Genomic DNA, 15,617 nt, shown 5'->3' on the forward strand with positions numbered 1-15,617 from the left:
GGATCGAGCATCCCGTTGAACGACGGGCGGTGCAATGCTGCCCCGGCCTTGCCCCCTACGTGCCGTTCCCATGCAGATAAAACGGCTCAAACTGTCTGGCTTCAAAAGTTTCGTCGATCAGACGGAACTGCGGATCGAACCAGGCCTGACCGGCATTGTCGGACCCAACGGCTGCGGCAAGTCGAACCTGCTTGAAGCTATCCGCTGGGTGATGGGCGAATCCAGCGCCAAGTCGATGCGCGGCGGCGGCATGGAGGATGTGATCTTCGCAGGCACATCAACCCGCCCGCAGCGCGACTTTGCTGAAGTATCCCTGCTGACCGTCCAGGAACAGGGCGAACTGTTCAACGCGGTAGAGGTTGGCGCGGACGGCGAGTTGGAGGTGACGCGCCGGATCGAGCGCGGCGCCGGCAGCGCCTACAGGGCCAATGGCCGCGACGTACGGGCCAAGGATGTCGCCCTGATCTTCGCTGACGCGGCCACCGGTCCGCACAGTCCTGCCCTGGTGAGCCAAGGGCGGATCGCCGCCGTCATCGCGGCGCGACCGCAGGAGCGGCGCGCCATGCTGGAAGAAGCGGCGGGCATTTCCGGCCTGCATGTCCGGCGCAAGGATGCCGAGCAGAAGCTGCGCGCGGCCGAAGCCAATCTGGTGCGTCTGGACGAAATTCTCACGGACATGGAGGCGCGAGCGAGCAGCTTGCGGAGACAGGCCAAGGCGGCCGAGCGATATATCAAGCTGTCCGAGCAAATCCGGGTAGCCGAAGGGCGCGTGATCTTTGCCCGCTGGCGCGAGGCGGCGGCGAGCGCCGATGCCGCGCGCAGGGAAGCGGCAGACGCCGAGAGCGCGGTGAGTGTCGCACAGGAAGCGCAGGCGGCAGCGGCGGCCCATGCCAATGCGGCGGTGGGCGCACTGGCCGCCCGGCGCGTGGCGGCGCAGGTCGCACGGGACGAAGCGAATGAGGCGGGGCACCGGCTCACGACGCTGCGGACCGAGCGTGATGGCGTGGTGCGCCGCCTGCATGATCTCGCTCAACAGGCCGAACGGCTGGAGGAAGATCGCGCGCGCGAAGGCACGTTGGCCAACGACGCGGCTGAGGCGATCGCACGGCTGACCGATGAGATTTCGGCGCTCAAGAAACGGATCGCTGAAACCGACATGATGCGGCCCGACTTCGCCGGCCGCATCGCACGCGCAGAAGATGCCGCGCGCGACGCGGAGCTGGACCTTGCCAAGGCAATGGCGCGGCAGGCGGGAGAACAGGCAGAGTTGCGCGTTGCCGAAGCCGCGCTGGTGGCCGCACAGACCCGGCTGGAACGGGCGGAACGCGAAGTGGCCAAGCTGGAAGGCGAAGCGAACGGACTACCCGACGCCGCGCCGCTGGAGGCAAAACGGGCAGAAGCAGAGGCGGCACAGGAACAGTCGAGCGTAGAACGGGACGCCGCCGAGTTGGCAATCGCTGCCGCGGAAGCGGCGCGGCAAGTAGCGGCCGAGGAACGCGCTGCCGCTGAAACGGCGCTGGCATCCGCGCGCGCAGGATTAGCCGCACTCGACAGCGAGGCGGCGGCACTCAAACGCGCCGTAGAAGGCGGAGCCGGACGGGCGCGCGCGCTTGACCAGCTGACCGCGGAACCGGGCTATGAGCGAGCGTTGGCGGCGGCCTTGGGTGATGATCTGGAGGCGCCGGTAGGCGCGCAGGGAATGCGCCGGTGGACCGGAGCGGCGACATTGGCGGACGACCCGGCCTTGCCTGCGGGCTGCCCTGCGCTCGCGGACCATGTAAAGGCGCCTGCGGAACTGGCGCGGCGGCTGCGCCAGGTTGCGATCGTGGAGAAGGATGAGGGACAGGCGCTGGCCGTAGGACAGCGCCTCGTGACCCGCGATGGCCAGTTGCGCCGCTGGGACGGCTATTTCGCGGCGGAGGGCGGTGCGGCAGCGGCAGAGCGGCTGATCCGGTTGAACCGCCTGGAAGCAATTGCAGCGGCGCGACCGGCGGCAACCGGAGACGTCGCGACGGCGCTTTCAGCGCAGGACAGCGCAGCCCAGCGCGAGCGCGAGGCGACGGAGGCCCTGGCCCGCGCAAGAACCCAGCTTGGCAGCGCGGATCAGCGATTGCGGGCCGCCTTGCGGGCAGCAGATGAGGCTGCGACGGCGCTGGAACGGCTTTCAGGACGGCGCGAGGCGATCGAGGAGCGGCTGGCGGAAGCGCGGGCGGACCTGGCCGGCGCGCGGGGTGAACATGACAAGGCGCAGACCGGGCGTGCGGTGTTGCCGGATGGAAACGAGACGCGGGCGCTGGTCGCCACGCTGAGCCAGGCAAGCGAAAAGGCCCGGATGGCGGTTAGCCAGCTACAGGCGGATCAGGCGCTTGCAGACCGTGCGCTGGCAAGCGACCAGGAGCGCATGGCTGCCGCAGACGCGGAGGCTAAGGGCTGGCGGGCGCGAGCAGGTGAAGCGGCGAAGCGAATCGCCGCCATGGTGGAACGTGAGGACGCCATCGCGGCGGAACAGGCCCAATTGGCAGAGAAGCCCGATGGCCTGACTGCGGCAATCACGGCGCTGTCCGAACAAGGCGCTGGCCTCGCTGAAGCGGCCGAGGCGGCGCGGCGGGCGGAGAGCGAGGCGGAACACGCGCTGCGAATTGCCGAGGGGCGGGTAGCCCAGGCCGGTGAGGCATTAGCGCAGGCGCGCGAGCGGCGCGCCACCGCTGCAGCGCGAGCCGAGGCAGCGGACGAGAAGCGGGTCGAGGCAAACAGGCTGTCAGGCGAGCGATTCGAATGCCCTCCACCAGTCCTGCCCGAAAAATTGGGCTTTGGAAGCCCAGAGGTCCGGACCGCGCAGAGCGAGCAGGCGGAGCATGACCGGCTGGTTGCCGAGCGCGAGCGCATCGGGCCGGTCAACCTGGTCGCGGCGCAAGAGCTGGAGGAGTTAGAGACGACGCAAGCCACCAGCCGCGCCGAAAGCGAGGAACTGACTCAGGCGATCAATCGGCTGCGCGGGTCGATCGGTAGCCTCAATCGTGAAGGACGGCAGCGGCTGCTGGCCGCATTCGAGGCGGTGGACGGTCATTTCCGGCGGCTGTTCACGACCCTTTTCAATGGCGGGCAGGCGCATCTGGAGTTGATCGACAGTGACGATCCACTGGAAGCGGGCCTGGAAATCATGGCCCAGCCGCCGGGCAAGAAATTGGCCGCCCTGACATTACTGTCCGGCGGCGAGCAGGCATTGACGGCCGTGGCTCTGATCTTCGGGCTGTTCCTGACCAACCCCGCACCGATCTGCGTGCTGGACGAGGTGGATGCACCGCTGGATGACGCCAATGTCGAGCGTTTCTGCGACCTTCTGGACGTGATGGTAGGACAGACCGACACACGATACCTGATCGTCAGCCATAACGCCGTAACGATGGCGCGGATGCATCGCTTGTTCGGCGTCACCATGGTTGAACGCGGCGTGAGCCGGCTGGTGTCCGTCAATCTGGGCGGGGCCGAAGCCCTGCTGGCGGCGGAATAGCGGCTCCAGGACGGCAACGAAGTCGGGTATCGCGCTTCAAGAACGCGTTTTCATCCGTCGAAAAAGACCTCTGGCGGTCGTCGGCTCGAACATTTCCGCAGAGCCTTCCGGGTCGAGTACTTCGTTTTCGGCCAGCCATGCCTGCACATCATTGAGATCGGGCGTGACAAAGGGACGCAGGGTGCGGCCTGGCTTGTCGCGCAGTTCCTCTATGCCGGCGATCAACCCTCGCTCGGCGATAACGGCAGCGACACGTTCGAGAGGCAAGTCGAGATGCTCCGCGACAAGATCATCTCGTATCTTGCGGATCTGGTTTTGATGGCCATTGTTGGCGGGCAGGCTTGTGTCGATCGTGACATCGCATTCGGTGTCCAGCCGCATCGAGCGGTTGTTCATGTTGGAAGAACCGACGCGGATGGCGCGGTCATCGACAATGAGGACCTTGGCATGGACATAGATGGGCTCGCCACGCACCGTGAAGGGGTGGTAAAGCCGGAATTTGCCATATGTGTCCCGCGCGCGAAGCGCCTCGACCAGCCGGGCACGGGCGGTATCCATTGCCTGTTGTTCGAGCCAGCCATCGGCCTGTTCAGGGTTGATGATGACGATGTCCGGCCCATTAGGGTCACCCAGACGCGCGGCAATAGCCTCCGCGATCCTGCGCGACGCGAAATATTGGCTTTCCGCGTAGATGCTATGCTTTGCCGAGGCGATCTGGCTCAGATACAGCTTTTCAATCTCGATCAGCGGTTCCTGGTCGTCCATCTCAGGAGCGGAGCGCGAGATCGCGACGTCGACCTGTTCAAACTGCACTGCAAGCGCATCTGGCCAACAGTCGTGATAGCCCAGAACCGGCTCCAGATCATCGCCGCCCGCCCCCTTCCAGCGGGCGCGGGCATGGTGGCCCAGAGCCATCGCCACATCCCCCTGCAACGCTGTGGTCGCGTCATGCCAGGGGCCGTATGCCGTGCCGTCCGGATGATGGCGGCCGGGATCGCCGTCGCGATGATGGCGCGTGTCCCAGCGGTCAGCCGTCATATCGATACCGCCGCAGAAGGCGAAGCAATCGTCGATCACCACGATTTTCTGATGATGCGATGCCGCAGGCGGGTGATGACTGTCCAGCTTCACATGAATGCGCTTGTGCGCCATCCACTTGACGGTGGTGAAGAGGTTTGTGGGCTGCGCCATCGACTTCATGGCGCCGATGTCCCAGCGCAGCAGGAAAATCTCCAGCTCTGGATTACGCTCGACCAGCCAGCTTATAAAATCGCCGATGATGACGGGCGCGCCATCCTTCGCCTCATCCTCACGGATCAGACTGATGGCGGCATCGAAATCCCATCCGATCAACATGATGCGCCGCTTCGCCTTCAGCATTGCCGCACGGGCGTGGCGGAAATAGGGATCGGCGTCGATGATGACGCTCGCCTTCGTGGCGCGGGCAATGCGCCAGCAGTCCTGGCCCTCGTTCGGCGCGCTCATACGCTGCCCACCACGAGGCAGCCCAGGAACATCAGCAACCCGGCAAAGCGGTTGGACCGGAATTTAACCAGGGGATCGAGGCCGTCCTCCTTGAGCGTTGCAACCTGCCAGACAAGATGGACGGCCATCGGCAGCAGTGCGGCGAGAACCAGCAACTGCGGCCGGACCTGCCAGAGAGCCGCTGCCCAGAATAACAGGGAAAGGAGGTAACATAGCATCACCCCCGCGCGGACATGCCGACCCATCGACAGGGCGCTTGATCCGATACCGATCAACGCATCATCCTCCCGATCCTGAAGCGCATAGATGGTGTCATAACCAACAACCCAGAAGATAGTGCCGCAGTAGAGCAGCATGCCCGGAGCAGTGAGCGCGCCGCTGACTTCGCTCCAGCCCACAAGCGCGGCCCAGGAGAATACCAGACCGAGCCAGACCTGCGGCCAACCGGTGATCCGCTTCATGAACGGATAGGCGGCGACGAGCGCCAGGCTGCCGAGCGACACGATTTGGGCATAAAGGCGAAGCTGTAAAAGCACGAGGAGGCCCGCGAGGCAAAGCAGAAGGAGCCAGGCCCATGCAGTCTTGACGGAAATGGCGCCGCTGGCGAGCGGACGGGCAGCCGTGCGCGCCACCTTCCGGTCGAGGTCGCGATCGACAATGTCATTGAAGACGCAGCCCGCGCCGCGCATGGCGATGCTGCCAAGGAGCAGCCAGAAAATGAGCGACCAACGCTCCCCTGCCCCGCCAGCAAGCCCTACCGCCCAGGCGCCGGGCCAGAAGAGCAGCCACCACCCTATGGGCCGGTCAAAACGGGCGAGCAGCGCCAGCGCGCGCGGCGTCGGCGGCAGACTGGCCAGCAAACCGCGAGCTTGTGTATCGGGGACGATCGTCTGGCTCACCTTGTCTCCGTTCGCCCTGACTTGTCGAAGGACTTTCCTTCCTCTTTAGAGAAACGATGGGCTTGGACAAGCCACGCCCAAACGGAGTGCATGGATATGACCGCAACCCCTGCCTGGCCGCCGCAAAGCGCCCCGCGTCTGCATGTCGAAACGCAGCTGGGCGAAGGCGTCGCCGTACCGGTCGATGGCAATCCGGCTCATTATCTGATCAGCGTCATGCGCATAAAGGCTGACGATATCGTGTTGCTGTTCGATGGGCGATCGGGCGAATGGGCGGCGCGGGTCCGCGACCTCCGGAAGCGCGATCTGGTGCTGGAATGCGTGAGCCGGACCAGGCCGCTGGAGGATGCGCCGGATTTCTGGCTGTGCTGCGCGCCAATCAAGAAGGGAAGGATCGACCTGATCGCCGAAAAGGCTTGCGAACTGGGTGTGGCGAGACTGCAACCGGTGCTGACCCGGCGCGCCGTCGTGGACAAGCTCAATCTCGACCGACTGCACGCCCATTTGGTCGAGGCGGCCGAACAGTGCGGGCGCACCGCGCTGCCGGACCTTTGCGCCATGGTGAAGCTGGATGCCCTGTTGCGCGATTGGCCCGGCGACCGCTGGCTTTTCTTCGCTGATGAGACGGGGGGCGAGCCGCTGGTGGATGCGCTGCGCACTCATCCCGGCGCTGCGGCCTTCCTGATCGGGCCGGAGGGGGGCTTTGATCCCGCCGAGCGGGGCGCGATCCGCGCCGTGACGAAGGCGGTGCCCGTATCGCTGGGGCCGCGCATATTGCGAGCGGAGACAGCAGCGATCGCCGCCACTGCTGCCTGGATGACACTGAACGGAGACTGGCAATAGTTGCATTCCGAAATGGGATTGCCGCAGCCCTATACGCAACCTATTTGTGCCCCGCGCGCTGTTATTGACGCGCTGGGGGGACAGGCTAAGGCGGGGCATGAGCACCAGGACAGACTCAGGGGGCGCAGACCCCGTAATCGAGAGCCGCGAGCAGTTGATCGCGGCCTTTTCCAAAGGCGAAAAGCCCAAGGAACGCTGGCGCATCGGCACTGAGCATGAGAAGTTCGTGTATGCCAAGAACGACCATCACGCCCCATCCTATGACGAACAGGGCGGCATACATACGCTGTTGATCGGCCTTACGCGCTATGGCTGGAACCCGGTGTTCGAGGGCGAGAATATCATCGCGCTGTCGGGCCGCGATGGGACAGTCAGCCTCGAGCCCGCTGGACAACTCGAATTGTCGGGCGCCCCGCTCGAAAACCTGCACCAGACCTGCATGGAGACCGAGCGTCATCTGGAACAGGTGAAATATGTCGGCGACATGCTGGGCCTGGGTTTTCTGGGCCTGGGCATGTGGCCGGACAAGCGGCGGGACGCACTGCCGATCATGCCCAAGGGGCGCTACGACATCATGCTGCGCCACATGCCGCGCGTGGGCTCCATGGGCCTCGACATGATGCTGCGGACCTGCACCATCCAGACCAATCTCGACTATAGCACCGAAGCAGACATGGTGCAGAAGTTCCGCGTTTCGCTGGCTCTGCAACCGCTGGCGACGGCGCTGTTCGCAAATTCGCCCTTCACCGAGGGCAAGCCTAACGGCATGCTGTCCTATCGCAGCCATATCTGGTCCGATACCGATCCGCATCGCACAGGCATGCTGCCTTTCGTGTTCGAAGAAGGCTTCGGCTACGAACGCTATGCCGACTATGCGCTCGATGTGCCCATGTATTTCGTGTACCGGGACGGCCGCTATATCGATGCTGCGGGCCTTAGTTTCCGCGATTTCCTTGATGGAAAACTGTCCGTCCTGCCGGGCCAGAAGCCGACGGAAAAGGATTGGGAGGATCATCTGTCCACCGCCTTTCCCGAGGTACGGTTGAAGAGCTTCCTGGAAATGCGCGGGGCCGACGGCGGGCGCGCCGATCGGATCACCGCGCTCCCGGCATTCTGGGTCGGCCTGCTCTACGAACAGGGCGCGCTGGATGCGGCATGGGACATGGTCAAGGACTGGAGCATGGAAGAGCGGCAAGCGCTGCGCGACGCGGCGCCCAGTCAGGCCCTGGATGCCCCGGTGCCCGGCGGTCGCAAGCTGCGAGATATTGCTGGGGATGTTCTAGACATCAGCCGCAGCGGCCTGAAGGCGCGGGCGCGACTGAACGGCGCGGGCGACAACGAAACCGCCTATCTTGCGCCACTTGACGAGATCGCCGCCGCCGGGCGCACCCATGCCGAGCATCTGCTGGAACGCTATCATGGCGAATGGGCAGGCGACCTTTCCCGGATCTATGCCGAGGAAAGCTATTAGTCGTTATTCGGCGGGCTGGGGCACCGGGGCCGTACGCCCCCGGCCCGTTGCCCAGGCAACAAGGCGAGGCACGGGACCGTTACGGTCCATCCATTCGCTATAGGCGCGATAGTGCGGATCGGACAACAGATGCGCTTCCTCCGTCCGCGCGCGCCAATAATAGACGGCGTTGGTTACCGCCAGCATGGCGCAGTTGCGTACCATGTCGGTAAGGCTGCCCGACACCGTGAGGAAGGGCAGCGCCGAAAACCACCAGAAGAGATTCTTCGAAAGATAGGCGGGGTGACGCGTCCAGCGATAAGGACCATGAGTCAATATGCCGCGATGGGTAAGGTTGGAGAAGCGAATGCCGAACACCACCGTCGCCCAGGCGTAGACGGCGGTCAACAGCACCAGCCAGCCGCCTAGCAACCATTGCAGCAACGTGTGGCCCTGCGTCCAGACGTCCCATTCCGCGCCGCCCGCATGATAGTCGAGCGGGCCGCCCCCGCCCATCAGCACAAAGGGCGGATAGCAGATAAGCGCGGCAAGCCAGCCCGCAAGCGCCGGATTTGCCGAGCGGATGTGGGAATCCAGCGGCTTGCAAGTCAACAGATAGCCTACCGTCGCCATGCAGACATCGACCATGAACATGACAGCGATCAGAAAGGCAGCGAGATTCACTGGGTTCGCGAAGACGTGATCGAACCGCCAATCGACGACGCTGGCAAAGTTTCCCGGCACAATCGATAGCATGAAAGCAAGGAAGAAGCCCTTCACCGCCCACGCGCGGGCGTGATCGGCGACTTGCGCCATATCCGGCTTGCCCGCCGCTCCGCCGATCACCCAAAGGCCGAACGCGTAGGTGGCGTCCTTAGGATCGACAAGCCGCCTGTCTAACCAGACAACATATGGAATGGAGAATAAAACGAGCCACGGCGCTGCATCCATGAACAGGTTCATCGAAAAGCGATAATTGCCAGTCCAATACCAGCGCGCCAGACAATAAAAGATCGCGATTCCCATCCAGGTCGCCCAGAGACCAGCGATCTTCACCAAGCTAATGTCCAGGACGGCCCGCCACGCGCGGGGCGGGCCCTGCCAATCTATGCCGGTGGACGGGTTGCGGTGCACCTTGTCCACCAGCAACGACCACAGGACCATCGGCAGCCCGCAGGCCAGGATAGCTGCCAGGCCAGCATTAGGCCCGTTCATGCCGAAATGTCGCGCGACGAGCGTCCACAGGCCCAGCCCCGCCAAACCGGAGAGACCTACGCCATGGCTTACGGCGGAACGGGGACAGGAATCGGCCTGGCTGGGCATTCGGCGCTTATGCCGGGGAAAGGTAAGCAAGCGATGAAGGCTCCTTAACCCTGAATTGCAGAGCGACGGTGCGGCTAACGCTTTTGACTGGCGCGAAGCCCAAGAGGCTGTAAAGAACAGACCATGACCAAAGGGCGCGGGACATGATCGCAAAACTCAAGGGGCGGTTGGACAGCACCGGTATCGACCATGCCATCATCGACGTGGGCGGCGTAGGCTATCTGGTCGGGGCGTCGTCCCGAACCTTGTCGGCGCTCGGGCCGGCAGGCGAAGCAGTGACGGTATACACCGAAATGCTGGTGTCCGAAGATTCGATCCGGCTGGTCGGCTTCGCGCGCGGCGAGGAGCGGGACTGGTTCCGCCTGTTGATCGGCGTTCAGGGCGTCGGGTCGCGCGTGGCGCTGGCGATACTATCGGCGCTGGAGCCCGCAGAACTGCATCGCGCCATCGCTACCGGTGACAAAGCGATGGTGGCGCGGGCCAATGGCGTAGGCCCCAAGCTCGCGCTGCGAATCGTAAACGAACTGAAGGATAAGATCGGCGCCGCGCCGGGGGCAGGCGCCGTACTCGGCGGAGGCATGACGCCGGTTGCCGCAGGAGGACTTGGCGCAGACGCAATTTCGGCGCTGCAGAATCTGGGCTTCAAACCAGCCGAGGCGAGCAGTGCGGTAGCACAGGCGGAAGAAGAACTGGGCGAGGACGCGACACTGGATGCTCTGGTGCGGCTGGCGCTCAGGAAGGCGGCGAAGTGACACGCGTTCGGTACTGCAGCAGTGACAGGGACAGGCGCGCATGAGCGAGGATCGGCTGGTCGCATCTACCCGGCGCGTCGAAGATGTAGATGCGGCGCTGCGACCAAAATCGCTGACAGAGTTTATCGGGCAGCAGGCAGCTCGTGAAAATCTGCGTGTGTTTATCGAAGCCGCGCGGCAGCGCGGGGACGCGCTGGACCATGTGTTGTTCTTTGGCCCCCCGGCCTTGGCAAGACGACTTTGGCGCAGATCGTGGCAAAGGAAATGGGCGTGGGATTCCGCGCCACATCAGGACCGGTAATCGCCAAATCGGGCGATCTGGCGGCGCTCCTCACCAATCTGGACGAGGGCGACGTACTGTTCGTGGACGAGATCCACAGGCTTAATCCTGCGGTCGAGGAAGTGCTGTATCCCGCAATGGAGGATCGTGCGCTCGACCTGATGATCGGCGAGGGACCTTCGGCGCGGTCGGTGCGGATCGATCTGCCGCGCTTCACCCTTGTGGGGGCGACGACGCGGCAGGGTTTGCTGACGACGCCGCTGCGCGACCGTTTCGGCATTCCGGTACGACTGCAATTCTACACGGTCGACGAACTGGAGTTGGTGGTGCGGCGTGCGGCGCGACTGCTGAACCTCGGCATCACCTCCGACGGTGCGATCGAAATCGCTCGACGGTCGCGGGGCACGCCGCGTATTGCCGGACGGCTGCTGCGCCGGGTGCGCGATTTCGCCAATGTCGCGGGCGTGGAAGCAGTGGACGCCAAGGCAGCCGATTCCGCGCTGAGCCGATTGGAGGTCGATCATCTGGGCCTCGACCTCATGGACCGCCGATATCTTATGATGATCGCCGACATCTATCGTGGCGGTCCGGTCGGCGTGGAAACTTTGGCGGCTGGCCTGTCCGAGCCGCGAGACACGGTCGAGGAGGTGATAGAGCCCTATCTGATCCAGCTCGGTCTTATAGCCCGCACCGCGCGAGGGCGCTGCCTTAATGGACCAGGGTGGAAACATCTCGGCATCAATCCGCCCGCCGGGCTCCAGGACGGGCTATTCGACTGAAAATGCGTGGCCGTTACGGCCCGGCCCGGTTATAGCGCGTCGAGATGCGGATGCGCGCGGGTGACGCGCTCCCGGATAGGAGTTACGCGGCTTGCGGGCGATCGAACGATATCCCAATCTGGTGACCATGTTCTTCGCACGAGCGAAGGAAATGGGCGACTTACCCTTTCTGTGGCACAAAGCCGCTGGCAGCTGGCGGCCGCTCAGCTGGACCGAGGCTGCACAGCAGGTCGCAAGTCTTGCTGCAGCGCTGCGCGCCCAGGGGTTAAAGCCCGGCGATCCGGTGATGCTGGTCAGCGAGAACCGGCCAGAATTCTGCATCGCCGATCTGGCCATCATGGCGGCGGGATGCGTTACCGTGCCGACCTACACCACCAACACGACACGCGATCACCAACATATCCTGACCGACAGCGGCGCGCGCGCGGTAATCGTATCGACTGCAAAGCTGGCTCAGGCGCTGATGCCGGCCGTGCTGCGTTCGCAGGCAAGCTTCGTGGTCGGCATGGAGCCGTTAAGGAGCGTGCAGGGCAATGTGTCCTGCCATCTGTGGGCCGACCTGATCGCGTCGCACATCGCCGACCCGGACGCCTGCGCGGCGGAGCAGACGGCGGGGCGTGAAGACCTGGCATGCATCATATACACCAGCGGCACCGGCGGCGCGCCGCGTGGAGTGATGCAGCACCATGGTGCTATCCTGTGCAATATCGAGGGCGCAGGAAAGCTGATGGCGGAGGATTTCGGCTGGGATGACGAGGTTTTCCTGTCTTTCCTGCCGCTATCCCACGCCTATGAGCATAGCGGCGGCCAATTCCTGCCGATCATGCTGGCCGGGCAGATCTATTATGCGGAAGGGTTGGAGAAGCTCGCCAGCAATATCGAGGAGGCACGTCCCACGATCATGGTGGTCGTGCCCCGGCTGTTCGAGGTCTTGCGCGCCCGCATCATCAAGTCGATCGAAAAGCAGGGGAAATTCCCAGCCTGGCTACTGTCCCAGGCGCTGCGGATTGCGGCCAAAGAACAGAAGGGTCAGGGATCGATTGGCGACCTGCCGATGAAGCTGCTGCTCGGCCGGACGCTTAAACCCAAGATCGCGCAGCGCTTCGGCGGCCGGATGAAGGCGCTGGTATCGGGCGGCGCGCCGCTCAATCCCGATGTTGGCCTGTTCTTCGACGCCATGGGACTGACACTGTTGCAGGGCTATGGCCAGACAGAGGCTGGACCGGTGGTCAGTTGCAACCGGCCAAGCGCAGGCATCGCCATGGACACGGTCGGCCCGCCATTGGAGGGTGTCGAGGTAAAGATCGCCGAAGATGGCGAGATATTGGTGCGCGGTGAGCTGGTGATGCACGGCTATTGGCGCAACAGCACAGAAACCGAGAAGGCGCTGAAGGACGGCTGGCTGCATACCGGCGACATTGGCGAAATCGATGCCAAAGGGCGGATCCGTATCACCGACCGCAAGAAGGACCTGATCGTCAACGACAAGGGCGACAATGTCTCCCCCAGAAGGTCGAAGGCATGCTGACTCTCCAGCCGGAGATCGGGCAGGCGATGGTCTATGGCGACCGGCGGCCGCACCTGGTGGGCCTGCTGGTGCCCGACGCGGAATGGACGCGCGAGTGGGCGGCCGCGCAGGGCCGGAACGCTGACGATTTAGCAGGCAATGCAGCTTATCTGGCGGCATTGAGGGCCGCAGTCGATCGAGTAAACGCTGACCTTTCCGTCACCGAACGGGTGCGCCGCTTTCTCCTCAGCGACGAGCCGTTCACCATCGAAAATGGCGAGATGACACCTTCGATGAAGATCCGGCGGCATGTCATTCGTGCGCGATATCACGACCGTCTGGACGCGCTCTACAAGGGCTGACCGCTCATTGGTCGGGGCTGCGGTAGGGCGTGAAGGAACCCAGCGCACAGCCGCCCGTGATGGAACCGGTCACAAGGTCGGCGCTCCTGGCGATGTCGCCCCGGCAGTATTGCGAGCCGGTTGGTCTGATCACCAGCGTGTCACCCCGGCCGAGGCCCGTACAGCTTCCGATCAGATCATTGCGATACACCAGTCGGCCGCTGACCCGGTAGAGCAGAACGGACTCGTTGATCGCGGTGAGGCTGGCCTGGGGATAGCGGTTGACGCAGCTTACAGGTTCGCCCGCAACCTTGCCTTCCAGCGCTGCTTCCAACCGTGCCGCCTCCTTTTCAGTGAGACGGGAAGGCTCATTGCCGCCAGCGCACGCCGCCAAAATCAGCGGAGCGAGAAATATGCATTTCCGCATGGCACTTCTCCAGCTTCCATCCCCGCAACGATGAAATAACGCCGCAGACGTCAGGCTGTATCCTTGGCGGCGCGGCGCCGCGCCAATTCGCCCACATCACCCGCGCGCATGAAAACATTGGTCGCGCGCTCCTGCCCGATGGTGGTCGGCACGGTCGCTTCGCCGCGCGCGCGCGCCGCATTCACCTGCGTCATCCGTGCGACCAGAGCCTCGTTTTCAGGCTCAATGGTCAGAGCAAAACGACCGTTGCCTTGCGTATATTCATGGGCGCAATAAACGATCGTGTCATCCGAGAGGGCTGCAAAACGGGCCATATTGGAGAACATCTGATCCGCCGTTCCTTCGAACAGCCGACCACAACCCATGGCGAAGAGCGTGTCACCTACAAAGATCAAGCCGTCACCCGGCAGATGGTAGGCGATGTGTCCTGCGGTATGGGCCGGAACTTCCATGACGGTCGCGACATGATCGCCGATGCAGACTTGATCGCCCTCCCCGACCTGTACGTCCAGCGTCCCGATCTTCGCCGCTTCCGCTCTTGGCCCGGTGATGCGGCAACCCGTCACAGCCTTGATTGCGGCATTGCCGCCCACATGGTCGCCATGCCAATGGGTGTTCCAGATCTGGCTGATCGTCCAGCCGTGCGCGGCGGCCGCGTCCAGCACAGGTTCGGCCACGGCGGGATCGACCACAACGGTCTCACTGCTGAGTTCGTCATGCAACAGCCAGACGTAATTGTCGGCCAGTACGGGAACGCGAACAACCTGCAGCATGAGCTTACCAGACGCCGGTATTAGGCATGGATGCCCACGGTTCTGCGGGAGCCAGATATCCGTCCTGCAGCAATTCGATCGAAATATTGTCCGGCGTGCGGACAAAGGCCATATGACCATCCCGTGGCGGCCGGTTGATGGTAACGCCCGCATCCATCAGCCTCTGGCAGACATCGTAGATATTATCGACGCGGTATGCGAGATGGCCGAAATTGCGACCCTCACCGTAGGTTTCGGCCGGAGAGCCATCTTCAGGCGGCCAGTTATAAGTCAGTTCGACCTGCGCCCCTTCGTCTCCTGGTGCCGCGAGAAACACCAGGGTGAACCGGCCATTTTCATTATCAACGCGCTTTTGCTCCTGAAGCCCAAGCAGGTTAAAGAAGCAGACGGTGCGATCGATGTCGGTCACGCGGATCATGGTGTGGAGATATTTGGTCACGCTTCGCTCCGTTCGCCGCCATAAGCAACGGTTCATCTCTTGAGAGGCAGGAATATTCCCCAAGATAGGATGGCGCAGGCTTGGTGGAAAGAGGAGAGGCAGATGGGTCTTGAGTATCGCGACAAGGTGCTGCTGGGCTGTGCCGGATTGCTGGCGCTGGGCGTGGTAAGCGGCGGCTATCTGCTCGGTGATGGGCTGAAGCGCGCAAAGGCCGCCGATCGCTCTGTCACCGTTCGGGGCCTGGCGGAACGCAATGTCACCGCAGACCTCGCCACCTGGTCTATCAGCTATGCGGCTACGGGGTTCGACCTGCCCGCCGTAAGGGCGGAGATCGACAACAATACGAAGGAATTGAAAGCCTATTTCGCGGGCCTTGGCTTTAAGCCAGACGCGCTGACGCCCACGGGCGCGGGCGTTAATCAATATATCAACAATGGCGTAAACACGATCACCATTACCCAGCGGATGCTGCTGCGCACGACCGACATCGCGCTCGCGCAGCGGGCAGTGGCGCAGCAGTTCGACCTAGTCCGGCGCGGCGTAACGCTGCAGGAAGGGTCGGGCATGCGCTACAGCTTCACCAAGCTCAATGATGTCAAACCGCCAATGGTGGCGGCCGCAACGAAGGACGCCCGGGCAGCGGCGGAGCAGTTCGCGCGCGACAGCGGCGCGAGTGTCGGCGGTATCAAAAGCGCGACGCAAGGCTATTTTTCGATCGAGCCGCGCGACGGCGAAGCGGACGGGTCGAGCGATACGCCCTACAAGAAGGTAAGGGTTGTCACGACCGTCGATTTTTACCTGAATTGAC

12 protein-coding genes and 2 pseudogenes are annotated in these 15,617 nt (G+C 63.5%); 7 read left to right on the plus strand and 7 right to left on the minus strand.

From position 1 onward, the window contains the following. The first annotated feature begins 70 nt into the window (after nt 1-70). Nucleotides 71-3,511, plus strand: a complete 3,441-nt coding sequence (gene smc, locus B6S01_RS08095; protein WP_037466173.1) for a chromosome segregation protein SMC — start codon at nt 71-73, stop codon at nt 3,509-3,511. Nucleotides 3,512-3,547: 36 nt separating this feature from the next. Here smc and B6S01_RS08100 read toward each other — a convergent pair whose 3' ends face one another. Next, the gene (locus tag B6S01_RS08100) at nt 3,548-4,996 is read right to left on the minus strand and encodes a phospholipase D-like domain-containing protein (protein ID WP_037466171.1); all 1,449 of its coding nucleotides are present in this window, start codon (nt 4,994-4,996) and stop codon (nt 3,548-3,550) included. Next, nucleotides 4,993-5,895 (minus strand): 4-hydroxybenzoate octaprenyltransferase, encoded by a 903-nt coding sequence (gene ubiA / locus B6S01_RS08105; protein ID WP_037466170.1) that lies wholly within the window; start codon nt 5,893-5,895, stop codon nt 4,993-4,995. The genes B6S01_RS08100 and ubiA overlap by 4 nt, the downstream gene beginning before the upstream one ends. 96 nt (nt 5,896-5,991) lie before the next feature. Between ubiA and B6S01_RS08110 the strand changes: the two genes are divergently transcribed. Both B6S01_RS08110 and B6S01_RS08115 read left to right on the plus strand, forming a co-directional pair. Then, nucleotides 5,992-6,738 carry a 16S rRNA (uracil(1498)-N(3))-methyltransferase gene (locus B6S01_RS08110; RefSeq protein ID WP_037466210.1) on the plus strand — a complete coding sequence of 249 codons (747 nt, stop codon included), beginning with the start codon at nt 5,992-5,994 and terminating at the stop codon, nt 6,736-6,738. 97 nt (nt 6,739-6,835) lie between these two features. Next, a complete protein-coding gene (locus B6S01_RS08115) occupies nt 6,836-8,209 on the plus strand; it encodes a glutamate--cysteine ligase (RefSeq protein WP_037466169.1) in 1,374 nt (457 codons plus the stop codon). Between the two features lie 3 nt (nt 8,210-8,212). Here B6S01_RS08115 and B6S01_RS08120 read toward each other — a convergent pair whose 3' ends face one another. After that, the gene (locus B6S01_RS08120) at nt 8,213-9,511 is read right to left on the minus strand and encodes a methyltransferase family protein (protein ID WP_037466167.1); all 1,299 of its coding nucleotides are present in this window, start codon (nt 9,509-9,511) and stop codon (nt 8,213-8,215) included. Between the two features lie 143 nt (nt 9,512-9,654). On the opposite strand from B6S01_RS08120, the gene ruvA reads away from it, so the two are divergent. Next, the gene (gene ruvA / locus B6S01_RS08125) at nt 9,655-10,263 is read left to right on the plus strand and encodes a Holliday junction branch migration protein RuvA (RefSeq protein WP_037466166.1); all 609 of its coding nucleotides are present in this window, start codon (nt 9,655-9,657) and stop codon (nt 10,261-10,263) included. Here the strand turns inward: ruvA and B6S01_RS21900 are convergent. Then, a complete protein-coding gene (locus B6S01_RS21900; protein ID WP_272937802.1) occupies nt 10,244-10,465 on the minus strand; it encodes a hypothetical protein in 222 nt (73 codons plus the stop codon). The two genes, ruvA and B6S01_RS21900, sit on opposite strands and share 20 nt — an antisense overlap. Between B6S01_RS21900 and ruvB the strand changes: the two are divergent. After that, nucleotides 10,388-11,322, plus strand: a pseudogene (gene ruvB, locus B6S01_RS08130) (Holliday junction branch migration DNA helicase RuvB). The gene B6S01_RS21900 and the pseudogene ruvB overlap by 78 nt on opposite strands. A 127-nt stretch (nt 11,323-11,449) precedes the next feature. After that, nucleotides 11,450-13,191, plus strand: a pseudogene (locus B6S01_RS08135) (AMP-dependent synthetase/ligase). A 4-nt stretch (nt 13,192-13,195) separates the two neighbouring features. Here B6S01_RS08135 and B6S01_RS08140 read toward each other — a convergent pair. The 3 genes from B6S01_RS08140 to B6S01_RS08150 are packed head-to-tail and all read right to left on the minus strand — an operon-like array spanning nt 13,196 to nt 14,809. Next, a complete protein-coding gene (locus B6S01_RS08140) occupies nt 13,196-13,597 on the minus strand; it encodes a hypothetical protein (RefSeq protein WP_037466160.1) in 402 nt (133 codons plus the stop codon). A gap of 50 nt (nt 13,598-13,647) precedes the next feature. Continuing rightward, complete coding sequence (gene gloB / locus B6S01_RS08145; protein ID WP_037466158.1) at nt 13,648-14,370, minus strand: hydroxyacylglutathione hydrolase; 723 nt, start codon at nt 14,368-14,370, stop codon at nt 13,648-13,650. A 4-nt stretch (nt 14,371-14,374) separates the two neighbouring features. Next, entirely contained in the window at nt 14,375-14,809 is a 435-nt protein-coding gene (locus B6S01_RS08150; RefSeq protein WP_037466208.1) for a VOC family protein, read from the minus strand. Nucleotides 14,810-14,911: 102 nt separating this feature from the next. Between B6S01_RS08150 and B6S01_RS08155 the strand changes: the two genes are divergently transcribed. Next, entirely contained in the window at nt 14,912-15,616 is a 705-nt protein-coding gene (locus tag B6S01_RS08155) for an SIMPL domain-containing protein (protein ID WP_037466157.1), read from the plus strand. Nucleotide 15,617 lies beyond the last annotated feature (1 nt).

The organism is Sphingobium herbicidovorans, from assembly GCF_002080435.1.
In the GTDB taxonomy this organism is placed as follows: Bacteria; Pseudomonadota; Alphaproteobacteria; order Sphingomonadales; family Sphingomonadaceae; genus Sphingobium; species Sphingobium herbicidovorans.

Coding starts and splice junctions, on each gene's coding strand:
- ruvA (WP_037466166.1), top strand. CDS start 9,655: ATGATCGCAAAACTCAAGGGGCGGTTGGACAGCACCGGTATCGACCAT.
- gloB (WP_037466158.1), bottom strand. CDS start 14,370: ATGCTGCAGGTTGTTCGCGTTCCCGTACTGGCCGACAATTACGTCTGG.
- B6S01_RS08120 (WP_037466167.1), bottom strand. CDS start 9,511: ATGCCCAGCCAGGCCGATTCCTGTCCCCGTTCCGCCGTAAGCCATGGC.
- smc (WP_037466173.1), top strand. CDS start 71: ATGCAGATAAAACGGCTCAAACTGTCTGGCTTCAAAAGTTTCGTCGAT.
- B6S01_RS08100 (WP_037466171.1), bottom strand. CDS start 4,996: ATGAGCGCGCCGAACGAGGGCCAGGACTGCTGGCGCATTGCCCGCGCC.
- B6S01_RS08140 (WP_037466160.1), bottom strand. CDS start 13,597: ATGCGGAAATGCATATTTCTCGCTCCGCTGATTTTGGCGGCGTGCGCT.
- B6S01_RS08115 (WP_037466169.1), top strand. CDS start 6,836: ATGAGCACCAGGACAGACTCAGGGGGCGCAGACCCCGTAATCGAGAGC.
- B6S01_RS08155 (WP_037466157.1), top strand. CDS start 14,912: ATGGGTCTTGAGTATCGCGACAAGGTGCTGCTGGGCTGTGCCGGATTG.
- B6S01_RS08110 (WP_037466210.1), top strand. CDS start 5,992: ATGACCGCAACCCCTGCCTGGCCGCCGCAAAGCGCCCCGCGTCTGCAT.
- B6S01_RS21900 (WP_272937802.1), bottom strand. CDS start 10,465: ATGGTCCAGCGCGTCCCCGCGCTGCCGCGCGGCTTCGATAAACACACG.